16 protein-coding genes are annotated in these 15,787 nt (G+C 66.5%); 13 read left to right on the forward strand and 3 right to left on the reverse strand.

Annotated elements, in window-relative coordinates; all coding sequences use genetic code 11:
• Nucleotides 1–39: 39 nt before the first annotated feature.
• Both ACQPZ2_RS13000 and ACQPZ2_RS13005 read left to right on the forward strand, forming a co-directional pair.
• Entirely contained in the window at nt 40–1,239 is a 1,200-nt protein-coding gene (locus ACQPZ2_RS13000; RefSeq protein WP_433525756.1) for an RNA-guided endonuclease InsQ/TnpB family protein, read from the forward strand.
• Between the two features lie 46 nt (nt 1,240–1,285).
• Nucleotides 1,286–2,689: a pentapeptide repeat-containing protein gene (locus ACQPZ2_RS13005; protein WP_433525757.1), complete on the forward strand. Its 1,404-nt coding sequence runs from the start codon at nt 1,286–1,288 to the stop codon at nt 2,687–2,689.
• 92 nt (nt 2,690–2,781) lie between these two features.
• Here ACQPZ2_RS13005 and ACQPZ2_RS13010 read toward each other — a convergent pair whose 3' ends face one another.
• On the reverse strand, nt 2,782–3,177 hold the full coding sequence (locus tag ACQPZ2_RS13010; RefSeq protein ID WP_433527412.1) for a VOC family protein: 396 nt from the start codon (nt 3,175–3,177) through the stop codon (nt 2,782–2,784).
• Between the two features lie 168 nt (nt 3,178–3,345).
• On the opposite strand from ACQPZ2_RS13010, the gene ACQPZ2_RS13015 reads away from it, so the two are divergent.
• Nucleotides 3,346–4,452 carry a zinc-binding dehydrogenase gene (locus ACQPZ2_RS13015; protein WP_433525758.1) on the forward strand — a complete coding sequence of 369 codons (1,107 nt, stop codon included), beginning with the start codon at nt 3,346–3,348 and terminating at the stop codon, nt 4,450–4,452.
• 42 nt (nt 4,453–4,494) lie between these two features.
• Here ACQPZ2_RS13015 and ACQPZ2_RS13020 read toward each other — a convergent pair whose 3' ends face one another.
• The gene (locus tag ACQPZ2_RS13020; protein WP_433525759.1) at nt 4,495–4,941 is read right to left on the reverse strand and encodes a MarR family winged helix-turn-helix transcriptional regulator; all 447 of its coding nucleotides are present in this window, start codon (nt 4,939–4,941) and stop codon (nt 4,495–4,497) included.
• A 59-nt stretch (nt 4,942–5,000) separates the two neighbouring features.
• Between ACQPZ2_RS13020 and ACQPZ2_RS13025 the strand changes: the two genes are divergently transcribed.
• The 8 genes from ACQPZ2_RS13025 (at nt 5,001) to ACQPZ2_RS13060 (ending at nt 11,971) form a co-directional block, all read left to right on the forward strand.
• The gene (locus tag ACQPZ2_RS13025; protein WP_433525760.1) at nt 5,001–5,411 is read left to right on the forward strand and encodes a MarR family winged helix-turn-helix transcriptional regulator; all 411 of its coding nucleotides are present in this window, start codon (nt 5,001–5,003) and stop codon (nt 5,409–5,411) included.
• Nucleotides 5,412–5,502: 91 nt separating this feature from the next.
• On the forward strand, nt 5,503–6,249 hold the full coding sequence (dapB, locus tag ACQPZ2_RS13030) for a 4-hydroxy-tetrahydrodipicolinate reductase (RefSeq protein WP_433525761.1): 747 nt from the start codon (nt 5,503–5,505) through the stop codon (nt 6,247–6,249).
• Nucleotides 6,250–6,338: 89 nt separating this feature from the next.
• Nucleotides 6,339–6,764, forward strand: coding sequence for a hypothetical protein (locus tag ACQPZ2_RS13035; RefSeq protein WP_433527413.1), 426 nt, complete (start codon nt 6,339–6,341; stop codon nt 6,762–6,764).
• A gap of 433 nt (nt 6,765–7,197) precedes the next feature.
• On the forward strand, nt 7,198–7,650 hold the full coding sequence (locus tag ACQPZ2_RS13040; protein WP_157124579.1) for a flavodoxin family protein: 453 nt from the start codon (nt 7,198–7,200) through the stop codon (nt 7,648–7,650).
• A gap of 117 nt (nt 7,651–7,767) precedes the next feature.
• Entirely contained in the window at nt 7,768–8,451 is a 684-nt protein-coding gene (locus tag ACQPZ2_RS13045; protein WP_040692955.1) for a response regulator transcription factor, read from the forward strand.
• An 89-nt stretch (nt 8,452–8,540) separates the two neighbouring features.
• Nucleotides 8,541–9,734: an ATP-binding protein gene (locus tag ACQPZ2_RS13050; protein ID WP_245721134.1), complete on the forward strand. Its 1,194-nt coding sequence runs from the start codon at nt 8,541–8,543 to the stop codon at nt 9,732–9,734.
• Entirely contained in the window at nt 9,727–10,740 is a 1,014-nt protein-coding gene (locus ACQPZ2_RS13055; protein WP_387288880.1) for a hypothetical protein, read from the forward strand. The genes ACQPZ2_RS13050 and ACQPZ2_RS13055 overlap by 8 nt, the downstream gene beginning before the upstream one ends.
• A 31-nt stretch (nt 10,741–10,771) precedes the next feature.
• Entirely contained in the window at nt 10,772–11,971 is a 1,200-nt protein-coding gene (locus ACQPZ2_RS13060) for a winged helix-turn-helix domain-containing protein (RefSeq protein ID WP_433525762.1), read from the forward strand.
• Between the two features lie 223 nt (nt 11,972–12,194).
• On the opposite strand, the gene ACQPZ2_RS13065 is transcribed toward ACQPZ2_RS13060, so the two are convergent.
• Nucleotides 12,195–12,641 carry a toxin-antitoxin system HicB family antitoxin gene (locus tag ACQPZ2_RS13065; protein ID WP_433525763.1) on the reverse strand — a complete coding sequence of 149 codons (447 nt, stop codon included), beginning with the start codon at nt 12,639–12,641 and terminating at the stop codon, nt 12,195–12,197.
• A gap of 147 nt (nt 12,642–12,788) precedes the next feature.
• Here ACQPZ2_RS13065 and dapA point away from each other — a divergent pair, with 147 nt between their 5' ends.
• Both dapA and ACQPZ2_RS13075 read left to right on the forward strand, forming a co-directional pair.
• Nucleotides 12,789–13,697: a 4-hydroxy-tetrahydrodipicolinate synthase gene (gene dapA / locus ACQPZ2_RS13070; RefSeq protein ID WP_433525764.1), complete on the forward strand. Its 909-nt coding sequence runs from the start codon at nt 12,789–12,791 to the stop codon at nt 13,695–13,697.
• 67 nt (nt 13,698–13,764) lie between these two features.
• Entirely contained in the window at nt 13,765–15,744 is a 1,980-nt protein-coding gene (locus ACQPZ2_RS13075; protein ID WP_433525765.1) for a ribonuclease J, read from the forward strand.
• Nucleotides 15,745–15,787 lie beyond the last annotated feature (43 nt).

Raw genomic sequence — 15,787 nt, forward strand, 5'->3', positions numbered from 1 at the left:
CGGCGCGTCCCGGACTGAACAAACTGTAACGTGTGGGATGTGCAGTTGCGGTACACCTTTCGCATCTATCCGACGCCGGGACAGCGGCAAGCGTTGTCGCGGGCGTTCGGGTGTGCACGGGTGGCGTTCAACGATGCGTTACGTGCCCGCCAGGACGCACGAGCCTGTGGAGACCCGTATGTGAGCGACAGTGAACTGTCGCGGGCTTTGACCGCTGCGAAGAAGACCCCGGAGCGGGCCTGGCTGGGTGAGGTGTCGGCGGTGGTGTTGCAGCAGGCGCTGGCGGACCTGAACACCGCCTACCGCAACTTCTTCGCCTCACTCAGCGGAAAGCGAAAGGGCCGCAAGGTTTCCCCACCCCGCTACCGGTCCCGCAAGGATCATCGGCAGAGTATCCGTTTCACCGCCAATGCCCGCTTCGCGGTAACTGATGGTGGCAACTTGCGGTTGCCGAAGATTGGTGATGTCGCGGTGCGGTGGTCGCGGGAGTTGCCCTCGGTTCCGTCGTCGGTCACGATCATCCGCGATGCTGCCGGACGATATTTCGCGCCGTTCGTCGTGCGGGTCGACAGCGAGCCTCTACCGGTGGCGGACGGTGAGGTCGGTATTGATTTGGGCCTGACCACCTTTGCTGTCCTCTCCGACGGGAAGGTGATCGAGTCCCCGAAGTTCTTCCGCCGCGCCGAACGCAGACTCCGCAAGGCGCAACAGGCGCTGTCGCGGAAGCGGAAAGGCAGCCAGAACAGGGCGAAGGCACGTCTACGGGTAGCGCGGGCCCACGCGAAGGTCGCTGACACGCGCCGGGATCGGGCGCATAAACAGTCCACGATGATCATCCGTGATAACCAAGCGGTGTATGTCGAAGACTTGTGCGTCAACGGCATGGCACGTACCTGGTTGGCGAAGTCTGTGCAGGACGCCGGGTGGGGTATGTTCGCTCGGCTGTTGGAGGAGAAGGCCGTGCGTTACGGGCGGTACTTCGCCCGGGTGGACCGGTTCTTCCCGTCGTCGAGGCTCTGTTCGGTGTGCGGGGTGATCGACGGCCCCAAGCCTTTGTCGGTGCGGACCTGGACATGCCGGTGCGGTGCGGTCCACGACCGGGATCACAATGCCGCGAACAATATTCTCGCCGCTGGGCAGGCGGAGAGACGAAACGCTTGTGGAGTGCGGGTAAGACCGGAACCTGTTCCGGCGCTGCGCGGTGAAGCAGGAACCCGCAGAGAGGCCGTAACGGTCTAGTAGGAATCGTCTCCGTTCAGGGAGGCGAGGATGTCAACATGCGGTGATGCGATTGGGGGGCAGAATGGGCAACCGACTACACCGCGCGGCACTGTTGCTCGCGGTGTTGGGTGCGGTTGTCGGTGGATTGGTGATTGCCGGGCTGACCTGGTGGTTGTTGTGGTGGCTCCTGGGTGCGAAGGCCGAGACGCCGAATCAGTTGGATCTCACCAAGATCGCGCTGTCGGTGGCTGCCGGGGTTGGCGGAGCGGTCGCGCTGGTGGTGGCGTATCGGCGGCAGCGGGATTTGGAGCGTGGGCGGTTCGCGGAGTTGTTCGGGGCGGCGGCGCGGCAGTTGGGGGATGCTGATGTGGCGGTGCGGATCGCCGGGGTTTATGCGATGGCGGGGGTGGCCGATGAGTTCTCCGCACCGAGTCGAAGACAGCAGTGTGTCGACGTGCTGTGTGGGTATCTGCAGTTGCCGTACGAACCGGCCGATGGCGCGAATCATCTTGTCTCGCGGGCCGAATCGACGGACGAAGCGGGGATCAAGGTCGAGCTGGTCTACCAGTTCCGGCAGAACGATCGCGAGGTGCGCCGCGCCATCGTCCGTGTGATTGCACAGCATCTGAGACCCTCGGCGGACATCTCGTGGTCGGCGTGCAGCATGTCTTTCCGAGGTGCGGTGCTGGAGACGGCTGATTTCCGAGACGCGGTGTTCTCGGGGCGGCACACGGCGTTCGCCGGGGCGAGGTTCATTGGACCCTCGACCTTCGAGCGCGCGCGGTTCGACGGTCACCATGTCACCTTCCGTGGCGCGACCTTCCGGGACGGCCCGGCGCTGTTCGACCGCGCGACGTTCGATACCAGCCTCATCGAGAAGCGGGAACTAGCAGGCTATGGTACGACCTTCGCTGACGTCACTTTCGAAAGTTCGGTGTCATTCGAGAGTGCGACTTTCAAAGGTCCGCGCACAAACTTCAGCGGTGCCCGCTTCCTCGGCGCGCGAACCTCGTTCCAGGACGCGAAGTTCCGGGCGGAGCTGACCTTGTTCGAGCGTGCCGCCTTCGACGGTGACCACATCGCCTTCGATCGCGCTGAATTCGTGAGTGCCCGTGTCACATTCGGACGCGCGCAGTTCTACGCCACGCTCACGGCCTTCGACGAGGCCAGAGTAGGTGCGTCGAATCGACTGCGAAACAGGGGCACTCGCGAAACGGACTTTGCGCGCGCCGAGTTCCACGGTGGCGTCAGATTCCCGCAGACGGTGCTCGGCGGGCGCATGGTCGATTTCACCGAAGGCGACTTCTTCGGCGACATCTCCTTCGTCGGCACCCGTTTCGCCGCCCAGGAAATCAACTTCGATCGTCCGAAGGCCTGGGTGGGCATCCACTTCGATTGGGATGATGTGCCGACCCGCAAACCGACCAGCGTCAAACCCAATCCCTGGCCACCGTCTGCCGCAGGGTGACGCTCAGCCGACCCGCGCGAACAGGCCAGCAGGGCTCCGCAAAACGAGCCCGTCGGGGCATCCACGGTTGACGGCTGCCCCGACGGCGCGCACTACGTCGGCCACCCGCCATAGGGAACGGTGATAAGTTCCATGAAGTGACCACTCGGGTCGAGGAAATAGACGCCGCGACCGCCATCGTTGTGGTTGATCTCGTTGACGCCCTGTTGCCGGGGGTCGGCCCAATGCTCGAGTTCGTAGCGCTGGATCTTGGCGTAGGCCGCGTCGAACTCGGCCTCGGAGATCAGGAATGCGTAGTGCTGGGGCTGGATTTCGGTGATGTGCGGCGGCACGTTCGCGAAGTCGAAAGTAACTCCGTTACCCGTCGGCAACGGGATGAACGGGCCCCACTCTTTTCCTAGTTCCAAATCCAGGATGTCCGACCAGAATTCGGCGGACACCCGATTGTCGTGGCAACCGACAATGGTGTGATTGAACTGAACTGACAGGGGATTTCTCCTTGTGTCGTGACGGTCCCGACCCCGGGCTCGGTACAAGGCGGCCTACGGGAGCACCGTCACGGGCGTCGAGATTAGCCAATCGCGCTGCATGGTGCCACCCCCGAGTGATGTGGGCCATGTTGCCCTGTCTGTGACGCTGCGCGGTAGCGTCGTGGAATGAAGATTCGAGGGGCGGTCCTGGAGCGGATCGCAGCGCCCACGCCGTTCGCCGAGTCGGTGCCGATCACCGTCTGTGAGCTGGATCTGGGGGAGCCGGGTCCAGGTGAGCTGATGGTGCGGATCGAGGCCGCCGGGCTGTGTCATTCCGACCTGTCGGTGGTGGACGGAAACCGGGTGCGACCGGTGCCGATGCTGCTCGGGCACGAAGCGTCGGGCATCGTCGAAGCGATCGGGCCCGGTGGGAGTGATCTCGCGGTGGGGCAGCGCGTGGTGATGACCTTCCTGCCGCGCTGCGGTGAGTGCGCGGGCTGTGCCAGTGACGGCCGCACGCCGTGTGGGCCGGGCAGCGTTGCCAACAATGCGGGTGAGCTGTTGAACGGTGGACGGCGGCTGCACCGCGAGGGTGCGCAGGTGCATCATCACCTCGGTGTGTCCGCTTTCGCGACGCACGCCGTCGTCGATCGCCGATCGGTGGTTCCGGTCGATGCCGATGTCCCGCCGGAGGTTGCCGCGGTACTGGGCTGCGCGGTGCTCACCGGTGGTGGTGCGCTGCTCAACTCCGCGAAACCCGGTGCGGCAGACCGGATCATGGTCGTGGGGCTCGGCGGCGTCGGCATGGCGGCGGTACTCGTCGCGGTGTCGCTCGGTGCGCACGAGGTGATCGCGGTCGATACCGTGCCGAAAAAGCTCGCTCTCGCAAAGGAACTCGGTGCGAGCGCCGCATATACACCGGCCGAACTCGCGGAAGCTGGCATCCGGGCTGATGTCGTGGTCGAGGCGGCGGGCAATGTGCGCGCCTTCGAAACCGCCGTGGCCGCAACAGGACCCGGTGGCACGACCGTTACCGTCGGACTGCCTGCCCCCGATGCCCGTGCGAGCGTTTCGCCCCTTGCACTGGTCGCGCAGGGTCGCACCATCGTCGGCAGCTACCTGGGCTCGGCGGTGCCCTCCCGCGATATCCCGGAGTACGTTCGGATGTGGCGCGAGGGTCGGTTGCCCGTCGAGAAGCTGGTTTCCTCGCACGTCGGATTGGACGAAATCAACCGCGCTATGGACGAGCTCGCTGCCGGGCATGCGCTGCGGCAGGTCATTGTGTTCGATTAGCGCGGCAGTGTTTCATCTCTCGCGGGGTCTGTGCAGGGTTTTTCAGTTGCGCGGATCCCGGTGTTCGTCGAGTGCGTCGACGAATCGTCCGAGCAGGCGGGCGAATTCGGTGCGCTCACGGTCGGTCCAGTCCGCCATCGCGGCCGCCATGGCGCCGCGGCGGCCGTCGCGCGCCGCGGTTACGGCGGCACGTCCGGCGGGGGTCAGTCGTAGGACGGCTCGCCTGCCGTCCTGCTGATCCGCCACCCGCTCCAGGTGGCCGGATGAAACTGCCTGGGCGACAAGACGACTCGCGCGTGGCTGATCGACGCCCAATACCGGGGCCAGGGTGCCGACGGTGTCCGCATTCGCGCCTGCTACCGCGTCCAGCACCCGGAACACCGCGATCGGCACCGGCGAATCTTTGCCGAGTGCCCCGCGGGTCTGCCGCCGCCGGATCCGCACCATCGCCGCCTCGACGGCCGCGGTCACCGCATCGCGCTCTTCCATCGGGCCTACTTTCATGTCATATTACATGTAGTTGTAATTCTACATTCTTTGGAGAAACGATGGCAGCACTACGTCCGATCGGCTACTGGCTCAAGGAACTGGATCGCCGGATCGACGCCCGCTTCGAGGACGATCTCGCCGCGTCCGGTCTGACCCGCCGCCACTGGCAGATCCTCAACTCACTCGCCGAAGGTCCCCGCCCCGCCGCCGACGTCCGCGACGGCCTCGCCCCCTTCTGGAACGACCCTTCGGAGTGGGGCGTCCAACTGGCGCAGCTGGTGGATCGCGGTGACATCAGCGACGATTCGGGCACCCTCGCCCTGACCGACACCGGCCGCACCACCCACCACCAAGCCTTCACCCTGATCGGCAAGCGCCGCCGCGCCATGCTCGACGGCATCACCGACGACCAGTACGTCGAGACCGTTCGCCTGCTGGAGCGGATGGCCGGGAATATGGCCGGCGCCTGAGCTGCGTGTCGCCGATCACCGGAGGTCAGCGGACCGGAAGGGGAGCGGGGTCGATAGGCTGGCGGGGTCGTTGGTGGAATTAGGAGGTGCGGTGACCATTCGGGTCGGAGTGCTCGGTGCGCGGGGGAAAGTCGGTCAGGCGATCTGTGCGGCGGTGCAGGCGGCCGACGATCTGGAGTTGGTCGCGACCGTCGACAAGGACGATTCGCTCGAGTCGTTCACCGAGTCGGGTACGCAGGTGGTCGTCGACTTCACCAATCCCGATGTGGTGATGGGGAATCTGAAGTTCCTGGTGGAACGCGGAATTCACGCGGTCGTCGGGACCACCGGATTCGATGAGGGGCGCCTGGACGAGGTGCGCGGCTGGTTGGCCGGGCGGCCGGAGACCGGTGTGCTCATCGCCCCGAACTTCGCCATCGGCGCCGTGCTGTCCATGCGGTTCGCCGAGCAGGCGGCGCGGTTCTTCGATTCGGTCGAGGTCATCGAACTGCATCACCCGCACAAGGTCGACGCGCCCTCGGGCACCGCATATCGCACCGCGGGCCTGATCGCCGCCGCGCGGGACAAAGCCGGAGTCGGCCGCAGCCCCGACGCCACGACCCAGGAACTCGAGGGCGCGCGCGGCGCCGATGTCGACGGCGTGCGGGTGCATTCGGTGCGCCTGGCCGGACTCGTCGCACATCAGGAGGTGCTCTTCGGCACCCAGGGCGAAACCCTCACCATCCGCCACGATTCCATCGACCGCTCCTCCTTCGCCCCCGGCGTATTGCTCGGCGTCCGCGAGATCGCCAATCGCCCAGGCCTGACCGTCGGGCTCGACCCGTTCCTGGATCTGTGACACAGGAACCGGTCCAGCCGGAAGACCAGGGCTCGGACACCGACGCGCGCGGCACCGACGTCCGCAAGGTCGTCGCATTCGTCGCCGCCCTGGTCGTCGTGCTCGGCTTCTACTTCGTGTTGCTCGGCCGCATCGCGCTCAGCCTCATCGCTTCCGGCGACCTCGCGGCCATCGTCATCGGCATCGGCGTCCTGATCCTGCCGCTGCTGGGCGTCTGGATCGTCGTCGCAACCGTCCGCGCGGCCCTGGCGCACCAACACCTGGCCCGCCGCATCCACGACGAGGGCCTCGAACTCGACACCTCGAACCTCCCGCGCCGCCCGTCCGGCCGCATCGAGCGAGCCGCCGCGGATGAGCTCTTCAACAAGGTCAAACAGGAATGGGAGGCCGACCCCGACAACTGGCGCGTCTCCTACCGCCTGGCCCGCGCCTACGACTACGCCGGCGACCGCACCCGAGCCCGCGAAACCATGCGCCGCGCAGTAGCTTTGGAGAAACTGGACCACGCCCCCTGACCCATCGCCCCACCTGAGTGTGGTCAGACGATCACCATGTATTGGTGCAGGTAAACGTCGAGAAAGCCGGGCCACCAGCGCATTCTCGTCGGCTCGATGTGTCCGGCGATGCCGTGCCCATGCGTCCGCATCAGCCTGTCGGCATGCAACTCGGAGAGTGGAACAAAAGAACCCCCACACAGATCAGTCCCCGGTAGTCTCCATCGAATTCGTGAGTTTCAGTCGTCGCTGACAGCTCCGATATTCGACTGGCTTGCCGGGGGCCTGGCCAGATCCTCGAAAGTGTCTCCCATGTTTTTGGACGTCTCCGCCGACAGTTCGGCACTTCCGGTTTTCTGGTGTAAACCTTTATTTTCCTCCTATTTTGCCGCCAGTCAATAGCTGAAGGCCCTTAGATCCGACTCGAGTTCAAGGCGGCAGTACGCTGCTGGATGTGCCACGGCTGCTGATCATTCATCACACTCCGTCACCGCATATGCAGGCGATGTTCGAGGCGGTGGTCTCGGGAGCGACGGATCCGGAGATCGAGGGGGTGGAGGTCGAGCGCAGGGCTGCGCTCGCGGTCACCGCGAGCGATGTGTTGGCTGCCGATGGTTACCTGCTCGGTAGCCCGGCGAACCTCGGTTACATGTCAGGCGCGCTCAAGCATGCGTTCGACACGTTCTACTACCCGTGCCTCGATTCGACGCGTGGTCGGCCGTTCGGCTTCTATCTGCACGGCAATGAAGGCACCGAGGGGGCCGAACGGGGCGTGCGAAGCGTGACCACCGGACTCGGCTGGGAGCAGGTTGCCGCGCCGGTCATCGTGATGGGCGCGCCCGGTAAGGAGGAGATCCAGCAGTGCTGGGAACTCGGCGCGACCGTGGCGGCGCAGCTCATGGGGTAATGCGCGTCCCCCGAATTTTGGTGTCTGACCGGTATCCGGCGGATCCGGGCATACTACGAGGCGACGTTGTAGCGGCGGGGATGTGACGAGTTTGCTCGGGAACGGAGTATCGAGGTGATGTGGGCCGAAGGGGGCGAAACAGCACCGCGCCGGATCGGGCTGGTCGAAGACCACGAATCAGTGGCTATCGGGCTCGCCGCGATGCTGGCGCCGGAACCCGATCTCGATCTGGTGCTGACAGCGGGGACCGTACCGGAGCTGCTTGCGGCGGCGGCGAATAGCGCTCCGCTGGATCTGGTCGTGCTCGATCTTCGACTGGCCGACGGATCCTCGCCCGAAGACAATGTGCGCGCGCTGCGCAACCGCGGCGTCGAGGTCCTGGTATTCACCGGCGCGGACAACGCGTTCCTGGTGCGCGCGGCGGCGAAGGCCGGTGTGCTCGGCGTGGTGCGCAAATCCGAGGACGTGCCGACGGTGGTCGCGGCGGTGCGCCGCGCCGCCTCGGGTGAGCAGGTGGTGACCACCGACTGGGCCGCCGCCATCGACGGCGATCCGCAACTGTCCGACGTCGGTCTGAGCCCGCGCCAGGAAGAGGTGCTCACCCTCTACGCCTCCGGTGAGAAGGCCTCTCGCGTCGCGCGGCTGACCGGTCTGTCCGAACAGACTGTCAACGATTACCTGGGGCGCATCCGGCAGAAGTACGCCGATGCGGGTCGTCCGGCTCCCACCAAGACCGACCTCTACAAGCGGGCGGTCGAGGACGGATGGCTACCGGTTCCCGAGCGGCATCCCCGCGGATGACCGCGTCCAGCGCGCTGGACACCTCGATAACCACTGCGAGCTCCGCCGACCCGTTCCGGGCGAGTCGGTGGCGCCGTGGGCGGACCGCGGTGTCCAGGGAGAAAATTATCGAAGCGGCCTCGGATCGCATTCTGCGCCGGATGGGCCTGGCCGTCGGAATCGCCGGTGTGATCGTCGCGATCGTCGAATTACCCGACATCGCCGATCAGGCCAAATTCGTCTCCGGCCCGTGGGCGAGCCTGGTGGTCGGCGTGGCGCTCGGCTGGTTCCCGGTGCTCGCGGTCGTCTCGTTCACTATGGGCCGCAGGGCGATTCGCGTGGTGGCCGGTGCGGCCGCGCTGAGTTATCTTGCGGCGCTCACCACCATGCCGTTCATCTATGCCGTGCCGTTGACCGACACCACATCGGTGTGGATGTATCGGGTGATCGCGCTCGGCGTGCTCGCGGCCGTATTGGCCTGGCGTCCGGCGCTGGCAACCTGCTATCTCCTGGTGGGCGCTGCTACCGCCGCAGTGGCGAACCGGTATGTGCTGCCCGATGCGACGGTCTGGTCGCTGATCGGCGATTTCGCCAGGGCCGCCGGCCTGTGCGCACTGTTCCTGTGGTGCTGCGTCTACGCACTCGCGGCGGCCGCGCGGGTGGACCGGGAATCGGTGATCGCGAGCCGCCGCGCGGCCGCCGTGGCCGGTGCCGCGGCACGCGATCGTGAGCGCGCCCGCTTCGCCGCGTTGATCCACGACGCGGTGCTGTCGACCCTGCTCGACGCCTCGCGGGCGGGCGCCGAATCGCCGGTGCTGCGTGGTCAGGCCGAACGCACGCTGGAACAACTCGACGAATGTCGCGGCACCAACACCGAACCCGACCGACTGGACGCGCAATCGGCGATCGGCTTCCTGCGCTCGGCTATCCACGAGGTGAATCCGGGCATCCGATTCACCGCGCGCCGCTGGGCCGGACTCGACGACCTGCGCCTGCCGGTACACGCGGCGGGCACAATCGCCGCCGCCCTGGCCGAGGCGGCGCGAAATAGTCTGCGCCACGCCACCGTTGCGGGCCGCACCGTGCAGCGCACCGTCACCGTGACGATCAGTGCGGGCGGTATCCGTGTCGTATTCCGCGATGACGGCGCGGGTTTCGATTTGGACCGGGTGCCCGCCGATCGGCTCGGCGTCTCGGTCAGCATCCTCGGCCGGATGCGTCAGCTGGCCGGCGGCGCCGGATTCGTGGAATCCCAACCGGGGGAGGGAACCACGGTGACCTTGGTCTGGGGTGGCGATGGCTGATACCGACAACGAATTCGGCTTGCGCGATCTGCTCGGGCTGCGGGACCGGTCCGCCTGGCTCTTCCTGGTCATCTTCGAGGCCACGATCCTGCTGTACATGGTGCGCAATTTCGCCGAATCGCCGCTGCTGCTGGCCGCGACCGCACTGGTGTTGGTGGCCGGCGCCGGAGTGCTGGTCCTGGTGATCCCGGTCGATCCGCTGCCGCTGCCCGCCGCCATCGCGGTGGCCGCCGCCGGTCCGATCGCGGCGGCGCTGACCACCGTGAGTATCGACCACGGCATGTCCAAGCAGGTCTGGACCGCATTCGCCTCGTCCTATGTGCTCGCGGTGCTGGTGGTCCGTGGCCGGTTGGGTGCGGCGTGGTGCGGTGTCGCGGGCATTGCGGCGGTGATCGCGGTGGTCGGTGCGACGAACGGCCTGCGGGTGGTGGTCGGATCCATCGTGCCGATCGCCACGGTTGCCGGGGTCTCGATCGGCGCGGCGGTCATGCGGCCGATGCAGCGCTCGCTGCGGCTGCTGCGCGAGGAGGCCACCATGCGCGCGGCCGCCGAGGCGACCATGGCCGCGCAGAACGGCGAACGGGATCGGCAGCTGGCCCGGCTCGACAAGGTGGCGCGGCCGATTCTGGAACGCATCGCCGACGGCGCCGAACTCACCGCGGGCGAACGCGAAGAGTGCAGGCTGCTGGAGGCCGAACTCCGGGACGGTCTGCGCGCACCGCAATTGGTGACCGACGAATTGAGCAGTGCCGCCCGCGGCGCACGTTCGCGGGGGGTCGAGGTGGTGCTGCTCGACGACGGCGGATTCGCCGGGGTGCCGAAGTGGGTGCGCCAGCAGGTGATCGAGTCGGCGACCCGGGAATTGGATGCCGCCAATGCCGGTTCGGTGACCGTTCGGGTATTGCCGATGGGCCGACGGGTACTGGCCACGGTGCTCGCGAACGCACCGGATCGGGATCGGCGCACCGAGATCGATACCGCGGGCGAGGTCTCGGTCTCGACGTAACTTGTCGTACCCCCATGGCATTGTCGCGATCATGCGGACGATGAGTGCGGTCGCGGCGCGTCGGACGGCGCTGGCCGCGCAGGGTTTCGGGCGGCGCAAACCGGCCGCGCCGACCCGGCGGACGATCCTCGATGTGCTCGGCAGAACCCAATTGCTGCAATTGGATTCGGTATCGGCGGTGGTGCGCGCGCACTACGCGCCGGTCTTCAGCCGGATCGGCGGCTACGACCGAACGGTGCTCGACGATGCCGCCTGGAGCAATGGTGTGCGCCGCCCGCGGCGGCTGGTCGAATACTGGGCGCACGAGGCCGCACTGATCCCGGTCGAGGATTGGCCGCTCATGCGCTGGCGGATGCGGAAATACGAACACGGGCGCTGGAGCGGCATGCGCCGGGTAACCGAACGCAATCCCACCCTCGGCAAGGACATTCTCGACGTCATCACCGAGGTCGGCGCCGCCACCGCCGGTGAAGTGGAGCGCCACCTCGAGCTGGACAAGCCGCGTCCCAAGGGCTCCTGGTGGAATCTCAGCGACACCAAGATGATCTGCGAGGCGCTGTTCGCGGCAGGTGCGCTGTCGGTCGACAAGCGGGTCGGGTTCACCCGCCACTACAACTTGGCCGAGCGAGTGATCCCGCCGGAGATCTTGGCGCGCAACGTATCCGAGGCCGAGGCGGTACGGGAATTGGTGCTGCGCGCGGCCACCGCACTCGGCGTCGCGACCGAGACCGACCTGCGCGACTACTACCGCCTGCATCGCTCACAAACCGAACCGGCCATCGCGGAGTTGGTCGGTGCGGGAGAGCTGGAACCGGTCGAGGTGGTGGGCTGGGGGAAACCCGCCTATCTGCGCGCCGGTGCATCGACACCGCGCCGAATCGAGGGCGCGGCCTTGCTGTGCCCCTTCGATCCGCTCATCTTCTTCCGAACCCGCACCGAGCGGATCTTCGATTTCCACTACCGAATCGAGATCTACACGCCGGAACCCAAACGAGTGCACGGGTATTACGTCTTTCCGTTTCTCCTGAACGGAGAACTCGTCGGACGGGTCGATCTACGTGCCGAGCGTGCGTCAGGCAGGCTGCTGGTGCCGGGTGCCTTCGCCGAACCGGGCCACAGCACGCCGGAGACGGCGCGGGCACTCACCGATGCGCTGCGTGAGATGGCCGACTGGCTCGAACTCGACGAGGTGGTGATCGGCGATCGCGGCGATCTCGCGCCGCTGTTGTGAACTGCTCAGGCCGATTTCGGTTTCCGCGTGGACTGCGATCTCGGCGGCGCCTGCCTGCAACAGGATCGGCGGCAGATCCGGCCCGACCGCACCCAGCACATTCAGCCGCGGGTCGTCGAAGTGGTCCGAGCCGGATAGTCCAGGCTGAAGAGCGGTCGGTCCGCGAGTGAATCAGCCACGGGGTCTGCTTGCAATAGTTAGCGGTACCGAAGTGGTATCCAAGTCAGATGTCGCGCTTGGGTCCGTATCCGCGCATCTGGTCGCGCAGTGCACCGCTGACGGCATTCGACAGCCACGAGTTCAGCGAAACCCCGCTGGCCGCAGCGGCTTCCTCGGCCTTGGACTTCAATTGCTCGACCATCCGCAGGGTGACTCGGCTGATATCGCCGGTCATCTCCTCGATCGTAGGATGCTCGTTTTCCGCCGCCGGATTCTTTCGGACGTCGATGGTCGCATCGGTGCCGTTCACCGAGACGTGAACTGAGCGGTCGCCGAGCTCCGCACTGACCTCCGCGGCGAGGTCCGATAGCGCCGCGAGCAGCGCCAATCGTGCCGAACTCTCGGTCGCAGCGGCCAGGGCGGCGGCGGTGGCCTGGGTCTTTTCGTCGCCGAGCGCGGCGGCCGCGATGAGGTCCTCGCGTAGCTGTGCGGTGTATTTGTTCAAATCCATGACATCAGTGTGACGCCAATGATGGCGTCATTCAAGGGTGGATTTGACATCATGATCGAGTACTGCGAGGTGAATCACTCGCCGTGGCAGGCCGTTCGGCGATGAGGGTGTCGAGGCTCTTCCCGGGAGCGGGTAGCCTTTCTGACCATGACGAACGGTGAATCGACGCCTACGGAGCTGCGTGCGTCCGGCACAGTAGGTGTCGCGATGGTGACTCCCTTCGGTGCCGACGGCAAGCTCAATGTCGATGCCGGGGTCGCGCTCGCGGCCCGCCTGGTCGACCGCGGCGTCGATTTGCTGGCGATTTCCGGTACCACCGGGGAATCGCCGACCACCACCGAATCGGAGAAGGCGGATCTGCTGCGCGCTGTCGTCGACGCCGTCGGCGCTCGCGCCACCGTGATCGCGGGCGCGGGCACCTATGACACCGCGCATTCGATCGAACTCGCGCGCAATGCCCAGCGTGCGGGCGCGCACGGCCTGCTCGTGGTGACGCCGTACTACTCCCGGCCCACCCAGGACGGTCTGCTCGCGCATTTCACCGCCGTCGCGGATGCCACCGACCTGCCGGTCACCCTGTACGACATTCCGCCGCGCTCGGTGGTTCCCATTGCCAGCGACACCATTCGCAAACTCGCCGAGCATCCGCGCATCGTCGCGGTCAAGGATGCCAAGGGGGATCTGAACGCGGGCGCGGATCTCATCGCGAATACCGATCTGGCCTTCTACTCCGGTGACGACGCGCTGAACCTGCCGTGGCTGTCGGTCGGCGCGACCGGATTCATCAGTGTCATCGGACATCTCGTGCCCGAGCGGCTGCGCGCCCTGCTCGAGGCCTACACCGCGGGTGACGTGGTGCGCGCCCGCGAGATCAATGCTGGCATGTTGCCGTTGAACGCCGCGATGTCGCGACTTGGTGGCGTCGCGATGAGCAAGGGCGGGCTGCGTCTGCTCGGTGTGGATGCCGGCGAGCCGCGCCTGCCGCAATTGATGCCGACCACCGAACAACTCGATGCCCTCGCCGCCGACCTCCGGCTGGCAGGGGTGCTTTCATGAGGAGTGAGCGAATCAGAATCACCGCATTGTCAGACATGATCGAACCGACCAGTAGTGAGGTGCAGTCATGACTGAAGCAGCAGGTCGTCGCCCCCGCCGGACCGCGACGCGGCCCGCGGGCGCACCCGAACCCGCCGCGCAGCGTCCACCGGCCGGGACCGAAAAGTCCGATCGGACAGCGCAATCCGACGTCGGCGATCCAGCGCAGTCCGATACCGCGTCCAGACAGACCGCGCCGGAGCAGGCCCCCGCGAAAAAGGCCGCGCTGAAGGCCCCGGCCGAGCAGCCCCGCAGACCGGCGCGCGGCCGTCAGCAGCGCGGACGCGGCCGCGGTGAGCAACCCGTGTCGGCTCCCGTCGAGCGGGCAGCAGCCGACCGGCTCGGTGCCCCGCCGAAGCTGCCCAAGAACGGTCTGCGTGTCTTCGCCCTGGGCGGCATCGGCGAAATCGGCCGCAATATGACCGTTTTCGAATACGGCGGCAAACTGCTCATCGTCGACTGCGGCGTGCTGTTCCCGGAGGATCAGCAGCCCGGCGTCGACCTGATCCTGCCCGACTTCCGGCCCATCGAGGACCGGATGGACGATGTCGAAGCCATCGTGCTCACCCACGGCCACGAGGACCACATCGGCGCGGTGCCGTTCCTGCTGCGCCTGCGGGCCGATATTCCGGTCGTCGGTTCGAAATTCACCCTCGCGCTGGTGGCCGCGAAATGCCGCGAGCACCGGCAGCGTCCCAAGCTCGTCGAGGTGATCGAGGGCCAGCACACCACGCACGGCCCGTTCGGCTGCGAGTACTTCGCGGTCAACCACTCGATTCCCGATGCCATTGCCGTCGCCATCCGCACGCCCGCCGGTGTCGCGCTGCACACCGGCGATATCAAACTCGATCAGCTGCCCCTGGACGGTCGCCTCACCGACCTGGCCGGTTTCTCCCGCCTCGGTGACGAGGGCGTCGATCTGTTCCTGGTGGACTCCACCAATGCCGAGGTGCCGGGCTTCGTCACGCCGGAACGCGAAATCGGCGGCGTTCTGGATACGGTGATCGGCAAGGCCAGGCACCGGGTGATCGTCGCCTCGTTCGCCAGCCATGTGCATCGCATCCAGCAGGTGGTCGATGTCGCCCAGAAATACGGGCGGCGAGTGTGTTTCATCGGTCGCTCGATGGTGCGCAATATGGAGATCGCGCAGGAACTGGGCTATCTGACGGTGCCCGACAGTGTGGTCGTCGATCTCGATGTCGCCGCGACTCTGCCTGGCGATCGGCTGGTGCTCATCTCGACCGGCTCGCAGGGCGAACCGCTGTCGGCGCTGTCGCGGATGGCGCGCGGTGAACACCGCCAGATCAATATCCGCTCCGACGATCTCGTGGTGCTGGCCTCCTCACTGATCCCGGGCAATGAGAATTCGGTATTCGCGGTGGTGAACGGTCTGTCGCGGCTTGGCGCCACGGTGATCACCCAGCAGAATGCGAAGGTGCACGTCTCCGGACATGCGTCCGCGGGTGAATTGCTGTATCTCTACAACGCGGTGCGGCCCACCAATGCCATGCCGGTGCACGGCGAATGGCGGCATCTGCGCGCCAATGCCGCGCTGGCCGTGGCGACCGGCGTGGCGGAGGATCGGGTGGTGCTCGCCGAGGACGGCGTGGTGGTGGACCTGGTCGACGGGATCGCCTCGATCGTGGGGCGCGTGCCGGTCGGACATGTGTATGTCGACGGACTCTCGGTCGGTGATGTCGGTGAATCGACGCTCTCGGATCGGCTGGTGCTCGGTGAGGGCGGGTTCATCTCGATCACCCTCGCGGTCGACTCGACCACCGGCAAGGCTGTCAGCACGCCCGAGATCAGCGGGCGCGGGTTCTCCGATGATCCGACCGCCCTCGTCGATGCTGCGGAACTCGTCGAGGCCGAATTGCTGCGACTGGCCGGTGAGGGCGTCACCGATACCCACCGCATCGCACAGAGTGTGCGGCGGGTGGTCGGTCGCTGGGTGGCCGAAACCTACCGCCGCCGCCCGATGATCGTGCCGACGGTCATCGGCGTCTGACACCTACGTCCGTCGGAGTCGGACTGCCACGCCGACTCCGCAT

Source organism: Nocardia pseudovaccinii (assembly GCF_050942345.1).
Taxonomy (GTDB): Bacteria; Actinomycetota; Actinomycetes; order Mycobacteriales; family Mycobacteriaceae; genus Nocardia; species Nocardia pseudovaccinii.

Bases quoted from the DNA above. Each gene is read 5' to 3' on its own strand.
- ACQPZ2_RS13005 (WP_433525757.1), top strand. From the start codon at position 1,286: ATGCGATTGGGGGGCAGAATGGGCAACCGACTACACCGCGCGGCACTG.
- ACQPZ2_RS13055 (WP_387288880.1), top strand. From the start codon at position 9,727: ATGGCTGATACCGACAACGAATTCGGCTTGCGCGATCTGCTCGGGCTG.
- ACQPZ2_RS13065 (WP_433525763.1), bottom strand. From the start codon at position 12,641: ATGGATTTGAACAAATACACCGCACAGCTACGCGAGGACCTCATCGCG.
- ACQPZ2_RS13015 (WP_433525758.1), top strand. From the start codon at position 3,346: ATGAAGATTCGAGGGGCGGTCCTGGAGCGGATCGCAGCGCCCACGCCG.
- ACQPZ2_RS13060 (WP_433525762.1), top strand. From the start codon at position 10,772: ATGCGGACGATGAGTGCGGTCGCGGCGCGTCGGACGGCGCTGGCCGCG.
- dapA (WP_433525764.1), top strand. From the start codon at position 12,789: ATGACGAACGGTGAATCGACGCCTACGGAGCTGCGTGCGTCCGGCACA.
- ACQPZ2_RS13020 (WP_433525759.1), bottom strand. From the start codon at position 4,941: ATGGAAGAGCGCGATGCGGTGACCGCGGCCGTCGAGGCGGCGATGGTG.
- ACQPZ2_RS13045 (WP_040692955.1), top strand. From the start codon at position 7,768: ATGTGGGCCGAAGGGGGCGAAACAGCACCGCGCCGGATCGGGCTGGTC.
- ACQPZ2_RS13075 (WP_433525765.1), top strand. From the start codon at position 13,765: ATGACTGAAGCAGCAGGTCGTCGCCCCCGCCGGACCGCGACGCGGCCC.
- ACQPZ2_RS13025 (WP_433525760.1), top strand. From the start codon at position 5,001: ATGGCAGCACTACGTCCGATCGGCTACTGGCTCAAGGAACTGGATCGC.